At 45.8% G+C, this 14,991-nt stretch carries 14 protein-coding genes and 2 tRNA genes; 9 read left to right on the top strand and 7 right to left on the bottom strand.

Annotated features, from left to right (window positions below):
- Positions 1 to 47: 47 nt before the first annotated feature.
- From ACZMB2_RS11040 to ACZMB2_RS11030, 3 genes are read left to right on the top strand one after another with little or no spacing between them, the layout of a single operon-like run.
- Complete coding sequence (locus ACZMB2_RS11040) at positions 48 to 377, top strand: PadR family transcriptional regulator (protein ID WP_118770871.1); 330 nt, start codon at positions 48 to 50, stop codon at positions 375 to 377.
- A gap of 2 nt (positions 378 to 379) precedes the next feature.
- Positions 380 to 1,714 (top strand): FtsW/RodA/SpoVE family cell cycle protein, encoded by a 1,335-nt coding sequence (locus ACZMB2_RS11035; RefSeq protein WP_487596789.1) that lies wholly within the window; start codon positions 380 to 382, stop codon positions 1,712 to 1,714.
- 38 nt (positions 1,715 to 1,752) lie between these two features.
- A complete protein-coding gene (locus ACZMB2_RS11030) occupies positions 1,753 to 2,184 on the top strand; it encodes a hypothetical protein (RefSeq protein ID WP_118770869.1) in 432 nt (143 codons plus the stop codon).
- A 76-nt stretch (positions 2,185 to 2,260) separates the two neighbouring features.
- On the opposite strand, the gene ACZMB2_RS11025 is transcribed toward ACZMB2_RS11030, so the two are convergent.
- Positions 2,261 to 3,652: an alanine/glycine:cation symporter family protein gene (locus ACZMB2_RS11025; protein WP_308459776.1), complete on the bottom strand. Its 1,392-nt coding sequence runs from the start codon at positions 3,650 to 3,652 to the stop codon at positions 2,261 to 2,263.
- A gap of 148 nt (positions 3,653 to 3,800) precedes the next feature.
- Here ACZMB2_RS11025 and pepV point away from each other — a divergent pair, with 148 nt between their 5' ends.
- Genes pepV through ACZMB2_RS11005 form a run of 4 tightly spaced genes read left to right on the top strand, consistent with a single transcriptional unit; the run spans position 3,801 to position 8,924 of the window.
- The gene (gene pepV, locus ACZMB2_RS11020; protein WP_118770867.1) at positions 3,801 to 5,171 is read left to right on the top strand and encodes a dipeptidase PepV; all 1,371 of its coding nucleotides are present in this window, start codon (positions 3,801 to 3,803) and stop codon (positions 5,169 to 5,171) included.
- Between the two features lie 54 nt (positions 5,172 to 5,225).
- Positions 5,226 to 6,320 (top strand): dipeptide epimerase, encoded by a 1,095-nt coding sequence (locus ACZMB2_RS11015; RefSeq protein WP_487596788.1) that lies wholly within the window; start codon positions 5,226 to 5,228, stop codon positions 6,318 to 6,320.
- Positions 6,321 to 6,347: 27 nt separating this feature from the next.
- Positions 6,348 to 7,529: a DUF819 family protein gene (locus ACZMB2_RS11010; protein WP_118770865.1), complete on the top strand. Its 1,182-nt coding sequence runs from the start codon at positions 6,348 to 6,350 to the stop codon at positions 7,527 to 7,529.
- 18 nt (positions 7,530 to 7,547) lie between these two features.
- Positions 7,548 to 8,924: a transglutaminase-like domain-containing protein gene (locus tag ACZMB2_RS11005; RefSeq protein WP_487596787.1), complete on the top strand. Its 1,377-nt coding sequence runs from the start codon at positions 7,548 to 7,550 to the stop codon at positions 8,922 to 8,924.
- A gap of 52 nt (positions 8,925 to 8,976) precedes the next feature.
- Here the strand turns inward: ACZMB2_RS11005 and ACZMB2_RS11000 are convergent.
- From ACZMB2_RS11000 to spoIIID, 3 genes are all read right to left on the bottom strand, one after another.
- Positions 8,977 to 9,050 (bottom strand) — tRNA-Met (locus ACZMB2_RS11000).
- A gap of 20 nt (positions 9,051 to 9,070) precedes the next feature.
- Positions 9,071 to 9,143: transfer RNA gene (locus tag ACZMB2_RS10995), tRNA-Val, on the bottom strand.
- A 67-nt stretch (positions 9,144 to 9,210) separates the two neighbouring features.
- Positions 9,211 to 9,465: a sporulation transcriptional regulator SpoIIID gene (spoIIID, locus tag ACZMB2_RS10990; RefSeq protein ID WP_118770863.1), complete on the bottom strand. Its 255-nt coding sequence runs from the start codon at positions 9,463 to 9,465 to the stop codon at positions 9,211 to 9,213.
- A 183-nt stretch (positions 9,466 to 9,648) separates the two neighbouring features.
- Between spoIIID and sstT the strand changes: the two genes are divergently transcribed.
- Positions 9,649 to 10,872 (top strand): serine/threonine transporter SstT, encoded by a 1,224-nt coding sequence (gene sstT, locus ACZMB2_RS10985; RefSeq protein WP_487596786.1) that lies wholly within the window; start codon positions 9,649 to 9,651, stop codon positions 10,870 to 10,872.
- A 134-nt stretch (positions 10,873 to 11,006) separates the two neighbouring features.
- Entirely contained in the window at positions 11,007 to 12,584 is a 1,578-nt protein-coding gene (guaA, locus tag ACZMB2_RS10980) for a glutamine-hydrolyzing GMP synthase (RefSeq protein ID WP_487596785.1), read from the top strand.
- A 77-nt stretch (positions 12,585 to 12,661) separates the two neighbouring features.
- Here the strand turns inward: guaA and ACZMB2_RS10975 are convergent, their stop codons facing one another.
- The 3 genes from ACZMB2_RS10975 to ACZMB2_RS10965 form a co-directional block, all read right to left on the bottom strand.
- Complete coding sequence (locus tag ACZMB2_RS10975; protein ID WP_005333347.1) at positions 12,662 to 13,843, bottom strand: site-specific integrase; 1,182 nt, start codon at positions 13,841 to 13,843, stop codon at positions 12,662 to 12,664.
- 34 nt (positions 13,844 to 13,877) lie between these two features.
- Positions 13,878 to 14,072: a DUF3173 domain-containing protein gene (locus tag ACZMB2_RS10970; protein WP_005333349.1), complete on the bottom strand. Its 195-nt coding sequence runs from the start codon at positions 14,070 to 14,072 to the stop codon at positions 13,878 to 13,880.
- 381 nt (positions 14,073 to 14,453) lie between these two features.
- A complete protein-coding gene (locus ACZMB2_RS10965; protein ID WP_005333350.1) occupies positions 14,454 to 14,771 on the bottom strand; it encodes a helix-turn-helix domain-containing protein in 318 nt (105 codons plus the stop codon).
- Positions 14,772 to 14,991: the final 220 nt, after the last annotated feature.

The following is a 14,991-nucleotide window of genomic DNA, read 5'->3' as shown; positions in this document are numbered from 1 at the left end:
GTTAATCTATATATAGATAAACTATATAATGACAGGAGGATCCTATTATGGCAATTGACAGAAGTCTGGTGTCCGGAAGTATGGGGATGCTGATATTGAGACTGCTTTCAGAAAAAGACATGTATGGGTATGAGATGATTGATACGCTGAAGAAGCGTTCAGAAAATGTATTTGAGCTGAAAGCGGGAACGCTGTATCCACTGCTTCACGGTCTGGAAGAAAAACAGTTCCTGAATTCCTATGAGCAGGAAGTGCTGGGGAAAGTCCGGAAATATTATCAGATTACTCCGGAAGGCAGAAAGCATCTGGAGCAGAAAAAAGAGGAGTGGAAGGAATATTCAAAAGCAGTCGGCAATGTTCTGGCGATGGAGGTGTAAACATGAGAATGGATGAATACCTCAGAACAGTGACAGAACAGGTGCGCTGCAGCAAGATACATGATTCCATTGCGGAAGAATTAAAAGACCATATTCTTGATCAGGCCGAAGCCTTTGAAGAAGAAGGAACGGATCACGAACAGGCGTTGGAGCTTGCAGTCCGGGAAATGGGCGATCCTGTGGAAACTGGTGTGGCGCTGGACCGGATTCATCGGCCCCATATGTCGGTGGAGATGCTGGTACTGGTCAGCCTGATCAGTGTGTTGAGTCTTGTGTTCTATGGAGCCATGCTATTCCTCGCAGGAGATAATTCCATAAATGGAATGGAGTACTGGTTTCATCAGCAGGTGAAATATACCGTGACCGGATTTTTGCTGATGCTTCTGGTCTGCCGGATTGATTACAGTGTTCTTGGTAAATGGAGCAGACAGATTGCAGGTGGAATTCTCCTTTTTATTCTGCTGTCACTGGTTACGGGAGTACAGGTATATGGGAGAATCTATGGCCTGCGGGTCGGGCCGGTGATGATTCCGACCTTTGGAATGATCTGGCTGTATGTTCCTGCGTATGCTGCGGTACTGTACACCTACAGAGGAAGAAGTTATAAAGGACTTACAGGACTTCTGATCTGGACATTGCTGCCGGTATTTCTGGTGCTTCGGCTTCCAGGACTGAATCAGGCAGTGATGCTTCTGTTTATCTGTCTGTTATTGTTCTCCATTGCAGTAGGAAAGGGCTGGTATCAGGTCAGTCCGAGGAAAATGCTGGCAGCTGTATGGGGAATGATGATACTGGCTCCGGCGATGATGCTCGGAACGGGAATGCTTGCAGAATATCAGGTAAAGAGATTACAGGCATGGCTTGGATATGGTGAGCCAAGTTATGCTGCGCAGACTGCATATGAGTGTCTCAGGACAAGTCGGCTACTGGGAGCTTCAGGGAATCATGTCTGGCAGAAACTGCCGGGATGGAACAGTGAGTACATTCTCGTAAGTCTGACTTCCGCCTATGGATTACTGGCGGCGGTGACAGCAGTGGCATTACTTCTGCTCCTGTGGGTGAAAATGTTTCACATATCTTCTCATCAGAAAAATCAGCTGGGGATGATGGTCGGCTATGGCTGTAGTATGGTGCTTTTAGCTCAGTCAGGACTGGTGCTTGTCATGAACCTGGGATTGCTTCCGTCTGCAGCCATTACCATTCCCTTCTTTTCCGCAGGCGGCAGTAATATGGTCAGTTCTTATATCCTGACCGGGCTGGTGCTCAGCATTTATCGATATAAGGACATCCTACCGGGGAATCCGGTAAAACGAATGCATCCGGCATCTGCGGAATAAGGCGCAGAAGTGCCGCAGAATCTGGAGGAAAAATATTCATGATGACAGTGGAAGAGTTGAAAAAAGAAGGAGCCATTTATTTTGAAAAAGTGACGGATGGCATGCAGCAGTATGAAAATCAGATTATCCGGATGAATGCATTTCAGGCGGTGGATAAATTTATGGAAATGTGGGAAATGCTCGGCTGCAAAAATATGTATGTGGATTTCTACTATTTTACATTGCCGGAGCAGGCACGGCAGCAGATCGATACGGTGCTGACGTATCAGGAATTAGAATACATCCATCAGATGGAGCATGAAGAAGGACAGGTACTGTTCCCTGTTAATGAAATTTTACTTTCTATCTGTGCAAAGCTGAATGCAACGGAGATGCTGTTCTGTACCATCTATATGACAGGGGATTACCCGAGCACCTGGTGGGGCAATTACGGCGGCGAATACGTGGTATTCACGGAAAAAGAAGCGTAAGAATTTAAAAGTATAAAAATATGACCCGGAAGACGAAGTTCAAGTCTTCCGGGTCTTGTATTATTTCATAATTGTTTTACGGATTTTCCTGTGCAAAATACGCTTTGGTCAGTTTAACTACCGTTCCGGATAACAGGAACAGGGCAATCAGGTTCGGAATGGCCATAAGACCGTTAAAGGTCTCGGCAATGTTCCACATGAGTCCCAGATCAGCCGTAGCACCGAGGATAGCGACCAGGGAGTAGACAACCATGAATGGTTTGGTGACCTTGCTGGAGAACAGAAATTCAATACAGCGTGCGCCATAAAGTCCCCATCCGAGAATAGTAGAGAATGCAAAACAGCACATGGCAACAGCGGTAAAGATGGATACCCAGTTACCATATGTGGCGGTAAAGCCCTGAATGGTCAGTTCGGCTCCAGCCGCCTGGCCGTAAGGAATGGATACCTGGCTGCAGAGAATGACCAGAGCGGTCAGGGTACAGATCAGGATGGTATCCGTGAATACCTCAAAGATACCGAACATTCCCTGCTTTACAGGTTTTCTGGTATCGGCACATGCATGGGCAATGGATCCGGTACCAAGACCAGCCTCATTGGAGAAAATTCCTCTGGAAACACCCTTTTTCATACTAAGGAACAGACTTCCCACGACACCACCGGTGATTGCGGAAGGATGGAACGCACCTTCAATAATGGAAGCAAATACACTCGGAACTACATGAAGGTTGAGAAGAATTACACCAAGAGCCAGTACGATATAAAGCAGTGCCATGAATGGAACCAGTTTTTCGGTCACCTGACCGATTCGTTTGATGCCGCCTAACAGAATCATGGCAATCATGATGGTGATGACGATGCCAATGATCAGATTGGAAGTGGAAATCTGGTCCGGTTTCAGCAGACCATAGTTGGTCAGGGCAGAATTGATGGCAGTGGTAATCGTATTAACCTGGGTTGCATTTCCGGTACCGAAGACCGTCAGTACACCGAATGCGGCAAAAAGATATGCAAGCCAGTGCCAGCATTTGGGCAGTCCGTTCTTAATATAGTACATAGGTCCGCCAACCAGCTCTCCATCCGCATTGGTTTCGCGGAACTGGACTGCCAGGGTAACTTCAGAAAATTTGGTACACATACCGAGCAGGGCAGAAACCCACATCCAGAAGACTGCGCCCGGACCACCGATGGCAAGCGCGCCGGCAACTCCGGCAATATTTCCGGTGCCGACGGTGGCAGCCAGAGCGGTGCAGACCGCCTGAAAGGGAGTAATGGCGCCGTCCGAAGCATCCTTTTTGCGGAACATTCGTCCGATGGTCGTCCGGATGGCATATGGAAACTTCCGAATCTGGAGAAATCCGGTTCGGATACTTAAATACAGACCTACACCGATGATGCAGACCATGGCCGGAACACCCCAGATGAAGTTGTTGACGGCTGTATTTATGGTTTCAATGGCATTTAACATAAAAACAGTCCTTTCTTTCGTAAATATTCACAATCATATCACAGAATATGAGAAAGTGAAAGTATAGGTTGACGAAAGTATAAAAAAAGCATAAAATTTCTGGTATAACTTGTATACAAGAATACAAGGAAACAAGGGAGGACGGAGGATGGAATTACAGGAAGCAGTGAAAGGGTATGAAGAACAGCTGCTGAAAAGCCTTCAGGAAAGCATCCGGATCCGAAGCGTACAGGGAGAAGCATCCGAGCAGTATCCATATGGAAAAGGAGTGCAGGACTGTCTGGATCATGCACTGAAAACGGCGGAAGCACTTGGCTTTGCAACCATAGATTTGGATCATCAGATGGGCTGGTGCGAGTATGGCGAAGGAGAAGAGATGGTAGCCGTTCTGGGACATCTGGATGTGGTGCCGGAAGGGGACGGATGGAGTTTTGATCCTTTTGGTGGTGAGATTCGTGACGGAAAAGTCTTTGGCCGGGGAGCCATGGATGATAAAGGACCGACCATTGCCGCACTGTATGCGCTGGCGGCGCTCCGGGACAGCGGGCTTCCTATTCGAAGAAGAATTCGTCTTCTGTTCGGAACTAATGAGGAGACCGGTTCCAACGATATGAAATATTACCGAAGCCACGGCGGTGAGATTCCGGTCATGGGATTTACGCCGGACGGTGAGTACCCGGTGATTAACGGGGAAAAGGGTCTGATCAATGTGAACTTTTCCAGAAATTACACACAGGATGGAGATGTCCGAATTCTGGAGATTCACGGAGGTTCGGCACCGAATGTCGTACCTGCGGAGGCAAAGGCAAAAGTTGTCTGCCCGGCAGAACTGGCTGCTTCTTTATTAAAGAAGTCGGATGACCGGATTCAGTATGAGAAGACGGAGGAGGGTGTTCAGATCACCGCAGCCGGACTTAGCGCGCACGGCGCAACACCAGAGCTGGGCGTGAATGCCATCGGATTATTGCTGGAAGCGCTGTGTGAGCTGCCGCTTTCTGAAGAAGCAGATCGGTGGGTGCGGTTCCTGGAAGAAAAGATTGGATTGGAGACAAAGGGAACTTCTCTTGGTATTGAGATGGCCGATGAGATTTCCGGAAATTTGTCCCTGAATCTGGGGACGCTGGAAGGGGATGACCACAGCGCGGCACTGGAGATTAATTACCGGTATCCGGTGACCAAATCTTATGAGGACTGTGCCCCAATTCTGGAGCAGGCATTTGCGGATGCCGGATTTACAAAGACCGGGGAGCGGCATAAGAAGAGTTTGTATGTGCCGGAAGAAAGCGAACTGGTTCAGACACTGCTGGGGGTATATGCAGATCATACGGGACTTGAACCCATACCAAAGTCCATCGGCGGCGGTACTTATGCGAAGGCAATTCCCAATATCGTAGCGTTCGGCCCGATCTTTCCGGGGGATGAAGTCCGGGAACATAAGCCGGATGAGTTTATCGAAGTGGAGAAGCTCATGAAAAATGCACAGATCATTGCGGAGGCCATGTACCGGCTGGCAAAATAGAGAGATCCTTTTGCAGCAGCGAAAGATCAATATAGAGAATGGAGAGGAAGAGACATGAAGATTACAGAAGTTCGTCTGGGTAAGATATCAGTCCCGTTACGGGTTCCTTTTAAAACTGCCCTGCGAAGTGTCGACAGTGTGGAGGACGTCGTTGTTGAGATCCACACGGACACGGGACACACCGGATATGGCGAGGCACCGCCTACGGGAGCCATTACCGGAGATACGACAGGGGCTATTATCGGAGCTATCCAGGATCACATTGCAAAAAGTATTATCGGTATGGATGTGGATGATTTTGAGGATGTACTGCAGAAAGTACAGAAATGTGTGGTAAAAAACAGTTCCGCCAAAGCGGCTGTGGACATTGCACTGTGGGATCTGTATGGACAGCTGTATAAGATTCCGGTGTATAAACTTATGGGCGGCGCAAGAAAGAATATTGTGACCGATATCACCATCAGTGTCAATGATCCGGAAACCATGGCAGCCGATGCCATCAATGCGATTCAGCGCGGTTATGACTGCTTGAAAATCAAAGTCGGTGTGAACCCGAAGCTGGATATCGACCGTCTGGCAGCAGTCAGAAAAGCAGTCGGTGATGATGTCTGCATCCGAATTGATGCCAACACAGCGTGGGAGCCAAAAGAGGCAGTCCGCATTCTGAATGGCATGCAGGAGAAAGGTCTTCAGATTGAGCTGGTAGAGCAGCCGGTAAAAGCTCATGATCTGGAAGGCCTGAAATATGTAACGGAGAATAGTTATGTTCCGGTACTGGCAGATGAGAGTGTCTTCTCGCCGGAGGATGCGGTAAAGATCATGCAGATGCGTGCGGCAGATCTGGTCAATATTAAATTGGTGAAATGCGGCGGTCTTTACAATGCACTGAAGATTGTGTCCGCGGCTGAAGTTTATGGCGTAGAGTGCATGCTGGGCTGCATGCTGGAAGCAAAGATTTCTGTCAACGCAGCAGTGGAACTGGCCTGTGCGAAGAAAATTATTACCAAAATCGATCTGGACGGTCCGGTGCTCTGCAGCGAAGACCCGATTATCGGCGGTGCAGTATTTAATGAGAAAAATATTACCGTATCCGATGAACCGGGACTTGGCATCAAGGGAATTGAACCGGGCAAGATTCAGTATCTGTAAACCAACATAATAAAAGGGGGAAATGTTATGGTTATTACAAATGGTTTTACCTATCTGGCAGTCCTGATGTTTATCGCAGGCGGTCTTCTGGCTCTTCAGAAATATGCAAAATGGAAAGTATTTAATGTAGTTCCGCCTCTGGTATGGATCTATGTGCTGAACATGATTTTCTGTACTGCAGGACTTTACAGCTCCGATGCATGCAGCGCTGCTTACAGTGCATTAAAGAACAACATTCTTTATGCCATGATCTTTGTTATGCTGCTTCGTTGCGATTTCCGCAAGCTGGCAAAACTGTCCGGCCGTATGATTGCTATCTTCCTGGGATGCTCCTTTACCATCGGTATTGGATTTATCATCGGCTATCCGATTTTCAAAGGATTCCTCGGTGCAGATACCTGGGGTGCTACCGCAGCGCTCTATGCTTCCTGGGTAGGCGGAAGTGCCAACATGGCTGCTATGCAGGATGCACTGCCGGTTGATGCAGGTGCTTACGGATGTGCACTGGCACTGGATACGGTGTGCTATTCTTTGTGGATTGCCCTTCTTCTTCTGATGGTTCGTTACTCCAACAAATGGGATAATGCAGTTAAGGCGGATACTTCCAAACTGAAAGCAGTGGCAGAGGCTGCCAATGCGGAAGTCGCAAAAGAAAAACAGCATGCATCCTATGCAGACTGGATTTTCCTTATCGGTATTTCCCTGGCAGTCTCCGCACTGGCACAGTGGGTTGGCGCAGCCATGCAGGGCGGTCTTTCCGGTGCAGGACTTGCGATGTTTGATAAAGGAACCTGTACAACTGTATTTGTAACCGTACTTGGTCTGATCTGTGCTATGACACCGCTTGGAAAACTTCCGGCAGTGGAGGAACTTTCCAACGTTTACCTGTATGCAGTCGTATCCCTGCTGGCATCTGTTGCAACACTTACCGATCTGGTATCCGCTCCGATGTGGGTGGTATTTGGTATCTTTGTACTGATCGTTCATGTAGTGCTTATGTTCCTGCTCTCTAAAGTATTCCACTGGGATCTCTGCATGTGCTCCACCGCATCTGTTGCAAACATTGGTGGATCTGCATCTGCACCGATCATTGCGTGTGCATATCATGAGTCTTATGCAGGTATCGGAGTTCTGATGGGAGTGCTGGGAGCTGCTCTCGGAAACTTCTTCGGACTTGGAATGGGAGCTATTTTACATCTCTTTGTATAAGATATGTGAGGAAGACGAATGAATATTAATCATACATTTCAGTATCTGCAGATGGGGCTGCCGGAAAGAATTAATCGGAAGAAATTATTCGGTGATTTTGAGGGCGCCCTGCAGGATATGGAAAGTTATCTTTTAACGCCGGACCTCCCGGATGCCATGAGACATTGTCTTACGACAGAAGCGGAGATGCTCCGGCGTCTTCCTTCTGATTTTCCATATACCAGAGAGGAAGCCCTTGCCGTTGCCAGGAAAGAAGTTCCTGATTTTTCGGAGGAAGAATTTGATCAGCTGGAACGGAAGTTTCGGATCCGCTGGATCTATCAGAATGGAGAAAAGCGGTATTTTGACCGGTTCTTTGAAAATCTATGCAGGACCGATCCGGAGATGGCCGGACGGGCCGGAAAAGAGACCGCTCCTCGAAATGGACGGTATTTTCAGGAAGCGATAGAGGCTATGCACCGGGATGGAAAAGCAGAAAAACGTTTTTACTGCAGATCCTCAGTGCAGTTAAAGGATGAGGGTTTTCGAAAAGGAGCGGTAGTGCGGGCTTATCTTCCCATTCCCTGTGCCTGCGATTCCCAGACGGAAATTCGTATTGAAAAAGTGACACCGGTTCCCATGTATATTTCTCCTGAAAATGCACCGCAAAGAGTGGTATTCTGGGAAGAAACTATGGAGAAAAATCACCCCTTTGAAGTAGAATTTTCCTATATAAGAACAGCAGTTTATAAAGAATTGTTCGCAAATCCGGAAAAAACGTCTGTTTTCGTACCGGAGTCAGAAAAACAATGGCTTCGGGAACAGGCACCACATATTCTGTTTACGCCCTATATTCGTGAATTGATGCGGACGCTTGGAGATGGTACAGAGACGCCTCTTGAAAAAGCAAGACGGTTTTATGATTTTGTGACAATGAAAGTTCGGTATTCCTTTATGCCAGCCTATTTCAGCCAGGAATCCATTGCGGAAAACTGTGCCAGAAATCTGACTGGAGACTGTGGCGTACAGACGCTGTTATTTATTACCCTGTGCCGGTGTGCCGGCATTCCGGCAAAATGGGAGAGCGGCTGGGCAGCCGAGCCGGGCTTTTGCGGTGCCCATGACTGGGCAAGATTTTATGTGGAACCTTACGGCTGGCTTTATGCAGATGTTTCCTATGGAGGAGACGCAGCACAGCGCGGAGATGAAAAACGCAGAGTTCATTATTTTGGAAATCTGGATCCTTACCGGATGACGGCCAACACGGAATTTCAGGCAGATTTTGATGTATCTAAGGATGGCTGGAGGGCAGATCCTTATGACAATCAGGTGGGAGAGATGGAGCTTGATGGCAGGGGACTTCAGTACAGTGAATTTATAAGGAAAAAAGAAGTGCTGGAATGCAGTGACCTTTAAATACTTAGAGAAACGAAAAAGACCGGAAGCAAACTGCTTTCGGTCTTCTTAGTAGCGAGAGGGGGATTCGAACCCTCGACACCACGGGTATGAACCGTGTGCTCTAGCCAACTGAGCTATCTCGCCATATGAAATTGCATAAATGATGGGGCCTATAGGGCTCGAACCTATGACCCTCTGCTTGTAAGGCAGATGCTCTCCCAGCTGAGCTAAGACCCCATGCAAGCAATCTCAATGTGCTCAATCAAGACTGCTTGTATATTATATAGCTATTTCTATAAAAATGTCAATACTTTTTTTGAAGATATTTTTTCCTTGTAGCAAGTCCGCCCCGAATATGGCGTTCTGATTTGTTGATGTCCAGCACTTTACGGACTTCAGCGGCCAGCGAGGCATTGATTTCGTTCATACGTTCCACGCAGTCTTTGTGAACCGTGGATTTGCTCACTCCGAAATTCTGGGCAGTCTGCCGTACAGTGGCATTGTTGGCAATAATATAATTGGCGATGGCCACAGCTCGCTCTTCAATATATTCTTTCAAAGAAAACCCCCGGATTTAACTGTTTTTACAATTTATGCAGAGGGAATAAGGAGTATTACAGAAAGACATTTCATACAGAAGTGTCCGCGAGAAAAAAACATTTGTACTTTTAAACGCTATTGTGTATACTTGAAATATCCGCGTGAACAAATAGCGGAATACAAGAGAGAAAGAAGAGTCGTTATGAAGAAGATTTATGAAGCATGGACCAGTGTAAGCCTGGTAAAACGAATCGTGGCAGGCCTGGTTCTTGGCGCTGTCCTTGGGATGGCATGCCCATCCGCAACTGGAATCGCATTGTTTGGAGATGTATTTGTTGGAGCATTGAAAGCGGTTGCGCCGCTCCTTGTATTTTTCCTGATTATCAGTTCCTTATGCCACTCCGGAAAAAGCCACGGAGGTGTCATTAAAACCGTTATTATTCTGTATATGTTCAGCACATTTCTGGCAGCGCTGGTTGCGGTGATTGCATCCTTTGCATTTCCGGTAACCCTGACTCTGGCAGATGCAGCAACGGACCTGTCTGCACCGCAGGGAATCGCAGAAGTGATGAAATCCCTGCTGATGAACATTGTCAGTAATCCAGTAGCTTCTATTATCAATGCAAATTATATTGGTATCCTTGCATGGGCTGTTTTGTTTGGAATCGGCTTAAGAGGAGCAAAAGAAGAGACCAAGAAAATGTTCGATGACATTTCCAATGGCCTTTCAAAAGTTGTTACCTGGATCGTCAGCTTTGCACCGCTTGGTATTATGGGACTGGTATTTAACACGGTATCTACCAACGGACTTTCCATTTTTACCGAATATGGAAAACTGTTGCTGGTACTGGTAGGCTCCATGCTGTTTATTTATTTTGTCAGCAATCCGATTCTGGTATTCTGGTGTATCCGTCAGAATCCGTTTCCGCTTATTTTCAGATGCCTGAAGAAGAGTGCAATCACGGCATTCTTTACCAGAAGCTCTGCAGCAAATATTCCGATTAATATGGAAGCATGCGAAGAGATGGGACTTGATAAAGATACTTATTCCGTAACAATCCCGCTGGGAGCAACCATCAATATGGATGGTGCAGCTATTACGATTACCGTTATGGCACTGGCAACTGCACATACGCTGGGAATTGCGGTGGATATTCCGAGTGCAGTTATTTTGAGTGTGCTGGCAACCCTGGCTGCCTGCGGAGCATCTGGTGTGGCAGGCGGTTCCCTGCTTCTGATTCCGATGGCATGCTCACTGTTCGGTATTCCGAATGATATTGCCATGCAGGTAGTTGGTGTCGGATTTATCATCGGAGTCATTCAGGACTCTGTGGAAACCGCACTGAATTCCTCATCTGACCTGCTGTTATCTGCATCTGCAGAGTTTAGACAGTGGAGAAAAGAAGGAAAAGAAATCCATTTTTAAATGGCACTGTGAAGCGTTGGGATCCGACATTTTTATTTCTTCAATCATTGGATAAAATTCGGTTTTGGGGTTGTCAGAAAATATCCCATAATCTATAATAAGGACAATTGAGAGAAATTAGGAGGAAAAGCGGATTGAACAGAGAAATGGTGATCGTTCTCGATTTCGGTGGACAGTACAACCAGCTTGTGGCAAGACGTGTCAGAGAGTGTAATGTATACTGTGAGATTTATTCTTACAGAACTGATATTGAGAAAATCAAGGCAATGAATCCGAAGGGAATTATCCTGACAGGAGGACCGAACAGTTGTTATGAGCCGGATTCACCGACTTATACAGAGGAGCTGTTTAAACTGGGAGTTCCGGTACTTGGTCTCTGCTATGGTGCACAGCTTATGTCTCATGTACTTGGCGGAAAAGTAGAGCGTGCAGAGGTAAGAGAATACGGTAAGACAGAAGTAATCATTGACAAAAAGGACTCCAAGGTGTTTGAGGGAGTATCCCCGAAGACGATCTGCTGGATGAGTCATTTTGATTATATTTCAAAAATTGCTCCGGGATTTGAGATTTCTGCTCATACGGCAGACTGTCCGGTAGCGGCTGCTGAAAATGAGGCTGAAAAACTGTATGCAATTCAGTTTCACCCGGAAGTACTCCATACAGCAGAAGGCACGAAGATGATCAATAACTTCGTGAAAAATGTCTGCGGATGTGCCGGAGACTGGAAGATGGATGCATTCGTAGAACATACGGTAAAAGAGATTCGTGAGAAAGTCGGCGATGGCCGCGTACTGTTGGCTTTATCCGGTGGTGTGGATTCTTCCGTAGCAGCAGGTCTTCTTTCCAGAGCAATTGGAAAACAGCTGACCTGTGTATTTGTAGATCATGGTCTTCTTCGTAAAGATGAAGGTGATGAGGTAGAGAACGTATTCGGACCGAATGGTCAGTTCGACCTGAACTTTATCCGTGTCAATGCACAGGAGAGATATTACAAGAAGCTGGCAGGTGTTACCGAGCCGGAAGCAAAACGTAAGATCATCGGCGAAGAGTTCATTCGTATCTTTGAGGAAGAAGCAAAGAAGATTGGTGCCGTTGACTTCCTGGCACAGGGAACTATTTATCCGGACGTGGTAGAGAGTGGTCTTGGCGGAGAATCCGCGGTGATCAAATCTCATCATAATGTAGGCGGTCTTCCGGATTTCGTAGACTTTAAGGAGATCATCGAGCCACTCCGCGATCTGTTCAAGGATGAAGTCCGCAGAGCCGGACTGGAGCTTGGCATTCCGGAGAAGCTGGTATTCCGTCAGCCATTCCCGGGACCGGGACTTGGTATTCGTATTATCGGCGAAGTAACAGCGGAGAAAGTACGGATCGTACAGGATGCAGACTATATTTATCGTGATGAAGTAGATAAGGCTGCCGCAGCTTATAAGGAAGAGCATGGCGAGAACCCGAAATGGCTGCCGAATCAGTATTTTGCAGCTCTGACCAATATGCGTTCCGTAGGCGTTATGGGTGACGAGAGAACCTATGACTATGCAGTGGCACTGCGCGCAGTCAATACCATTGACTTCATGACCGCAGAAGCAGCAGAGATTCCATTTGCAGTATTACAGGGGGTCATGAGCAGAATTATTAATGAAGTACGTGGAGTGAACAGAGTATTCTATGATCTGACCAGTAAGCCACCTGGAACGATTGAGTTTGAATAGTTGACGCTGGGCTACAAAGCCCGTAACCACGGGGCTTTGCGGCTTTGGGTGTTTGAAATTGCATTATCATTGCATTTTTATATTTCTTTGTGATACATTGCAGTATGCTGATTACTGGTATAATTAGCAATACTTTGAGAAGCTGACTGGTAGCTGAGAACCCCGGTCAGCTTCTTTGCAATCTCAATATTGGTGTTTGGATACAGATGACCATAAGTTCCTAGTGTCGTCTGTATTTTTTCATGTCCAAGACGCTCTTTAATCAGCAGTGGATTTTCGCCCATGCTGATAAGCAGGGAAGCATGCGAATGTCTCAGGGCATGAATTTTGATTCTGTGGACACCAGCTAAATTTGCCAATTTCTCTAATGCTCTTGGAAGCGTTGTTTTGCTGGTGGGTGTACTGTTATAACTCAGGACGAATCCACAATTTGGTAAAACCTTTGCCTGGACCGCCTTCCATTCTTGTAATTCCTTGATGGTATCAGCATCAATATAAATGGTACGGTTGCTTGCCTGCGTCTTAGGTTCAACGAATTTGTAGTCATTCATTGTTTTATAGTACAGTGTTTTACTAATAATCAGCATACCTGTTTCAAAATCAATATCATCCCACTGTAAGGCGGCAGCCTCTCCAATACGCATTCCAGTCATAAATAAAAGCCAGAACGAGATGAAGAGATAGTGCTCGTAGTAGTCACCTTTGTACAGCAGGGATATTACCTTCTGAAACTCCTCCAAAGTCCAGAAGTCGATCTTTACTTTTTTAGATTTGATATTGCCGATCATGCGGGCAGGATTCTTCTTTGCAAGTCCGAGGATAATCGCCCGGTCAAAAGCTAAACATAACATTCCCTGAACAATGCGTACATAGTTTGGACTGAATTGTTTTGCCAACTTGAGCTGCCAGGTCTGTACATTTATCGCTTCTATTTCGGACACTTTCTTCTTGTAGAAATAGGCAAAGTGTTTTTGAATGGTCGAGTAACGATTCTTGTAGGTACTTTCTTTCACCTGAGTTTTGTACCACGGAAGATAGATTTCTTCAATAAACTTTTTGAAGGTAATGTCTTCCTTCTTATCAGCTAATTCTTCCGTTGATGCAAGAATCAATTTGGAATACTCGGCACGGGCTTCTTTTTTTGTTGAGAATCCGCTGCGGTATTTTTGAATCTGTTTTCCGGTTACAGGATGATATCCGAGGTTGGCTCGAAAATAATAAGTGCCGTTTTCTGCTTTTTTAATTGGATCTTTTGCCATGATTTCACTCCTTACTAAAATGCAAAAAGCACGATCATTCTTGCTTATCGGGCAAAGTAATCCCTAATAATTCTTCAACGGCTTCTTTTGGAACCCTGTCTAATTTCCTGGATTGATAATAGGTATGCCCCTTTTCTACCATAAGTTCCTTTGCTTTTTTAATAATATCAGCAGCAAAGGAAGGACCATAGCCTAATTCAATCAAATCCCTTTTTGTTACAGTTATCATGAATCTCCTTTCCACAGACAGGGAATCAACTTGATACCTGTCTATTATTATATCAAATTTTGAGTAAAAGCTCTCTAATAAAAGCGCTATAAGCTAAAATCCCAAAAGTCTATGTTATTCTTTCAGAAGCCAGTTCCTATGCCCGCTCCGGCCACGTAAAACGGTGTTACTTTGTAACTATTAAGCTGCAGGCGTGCGAAGATGCAAACTATCTGCAGTCACCTATATCAATCTCCCGAAAGATTTCTTTTGTTTTCAAGGTACGGCGAATGGATATATTACCCATTCAATTGAGTAATAGGGGCTTTTCCTTTAAGATTGAAAAATTTTAAGAAAAAATGATAAAAATAAAAGCTGCCTTGATTTGGCAGCCACGGAAATCTATTTGCGTTTTAGAGCCAGACGATTCAGCATGGAAATGAGCGCAAGCATATCCTCGTCATCGAGTTGTTTCATCAGATCAGTTGCTTTGTCAATCAGAGGAAGATTGTGCAGCTCTGAATCGAAGAACTGTTGAGGAGTGACTTCCAGATAGTCACAGATATCCAGAAAGCTCTGCATGGTAGGCAGAGAACGTCCGGAAGTGAGGGACTGGATGTAGCTTTTATTTTTGCCAAGATCCAGACTCATCTGATATTCAGATACATTTTTCTTTAAACGCAGTTCGCTGATGCGTTCTCCAATAAAGTTTTTATCCATACATTTACACCTCTCTTCCACATTTTAAACTATTTACTTACAGCAAATTACGGAATAGAATAGAGATATATTTGAAATATAGTGATTATTCCGTAATATAACCGTAATTTACTAAAATAATACAAAAAAAGAAATTATGGATGATAGAAAATGGATTTTGGGGTATGATGATAGCAAAGGAAGTGGATGTCTGTGCGGATTATAGGAAATGAGCAGGAAA

This window comes from Hominiventricola sp., assembly GCF_057604405.1.
Note: the sequence above shows the minus strand (reverse complement) of the source record. Positions and strands in the feature narration are given on the sequence as shown.